The organism is Clostridium sp. CF012 (assembly GCF_018861755.1).
In the GTDB taxonomy this organism is placed as follows: Bacteria; Bacillota; Clostridia; order Clostridiales; family Clostridiaceae; genus Clostridium_AD.
Genome location: NZ_JAHLEF010000098.1, coordinates 1 through 1,340, shown reverse-complemented (window position 1 = coordinate 1,340; position 1,340 = coordinate 1). Strand labels below are relative to the sequence as shown.

General features: G+C 27.0%; 1 protein-coding gene and 1 tRNA gene. Both read right to left on the bottom strand.

The features are described 5' to 3' along the window. Positions 1-290 precede the first annotated feature (290 nt). Complete coding sequence (locus KPL50_RS26435) at positions 291-1,034, bottom strand: peptidylprolyl isomerase (RefSeq protein WP_216301446.1); 744 nt, start codon at positions 1,032-1,034, stop codon at positions 291-293. Between the two features lie 200 nt (positions 1,035-1,234). Further along, positions 1,235-1,310, bottom strand: a tRNA-Lys gene (locus KPL50_RS26430). Positions 1,311-1,340: the final 30 nt, after the last annotated feature.

Below are 1,340 nucleotides of genomic sequence, written 5' to 3'. Positions count from 1 at the left end.
ATCTAAAGTAATTAACTGGTCTAACGAAATATTATTTCGCTATTTTACCTATTTCTCTGTTTAATTTTCAAAGACCAATTTGTTTTGTCATCAAGTGACGACTTCTACTATTCTACTAGGTATCTTTTATTTTGTCAACACTTTTATGTATTAATTTGAATTTTTTATAAATCTTTGAGTTTAAATATTATAAATACCCATTATAGTATAAGTAAAAACCAATATTAACAATAATATTGGTTTTTACTTATATAAAACTCATTTTTATATAAAATTATAAATATATACTTCTATTTTAATTCTACAGTATATTTGTTTTTTAATTCCGTTACAGTGCTTATATATTTCTCGTTTTGTTTTTGATTTAAAATGTTTTTTACAATCATCTGCTTAGATTCTTCCAAAGATTTAACATCTTGTGAACTTTTCTCATCTAATTGTATTAAATGATATCCAAATTGAGTTTTAACAGGTTCACTTATTTCACCAACTTCTAATTCAAAGGCCGCCTTTTCAAATTCAGGAACCATTCTACCTCTAGTAAAACTACCTAAACTTCCACCTTGAGCTGATGATGGACATTTAGAGTATTTTTTAGCGGCTTCTTCAAAAGACATTCCATTATCTATTTCTGATTTAATTTCTTTCATTTGATCCAAAGTGTCTACTAATATATGTTTAGCTGATGCAGTCTCTTCACTTTTAAACATCTCACTATTACTTTCATAGTATTTTTGAATTTCATCTTCAGTTATATCTACATCTGTCATTATGCTTTTTACACCTATTTGTGTTAAAACTTCTTTTTCTATAATAGCTATTTGTTCTATATATTCTGGGTCATTTTTCATATTGCTATCAAGAGCATGATTGTATATTAATTCAAAATTTATGATTTGATCTAGGAATTGTTTCTTACCTTCTTCTGTTTTGTAGTACTCTTGTGTTTCCTGTGGAAACCTTAATAATGATCTCTCTATATCTTTTTCGGTTATTTCATTTCCATTTACTATAGCTAAAACTTTATTCTCCATAATTACTCTCCTTTAAAATTATATATTTTCATTATTATGATACCATAAAATTAGTAAAAAAACAAAATCAATAAGCTAAATTTATTTAAATACTGAATTTCACTCATAATTTAATTGCACCAAAATATGCTAGTTGAAAATCTTTAAATTTTCCTTAACTCTCAACAATAAAAAAAACACTTCATAAAGAAGTGTTTTTTTGGTGGCTTACCGGGGAATCGAACCCCGGACACCATGATTAAAAGTCATGTGCTCTACCAACTGAGCTAGTAAACCATGTAAACCTGGCGACAACTTACTCTCCCA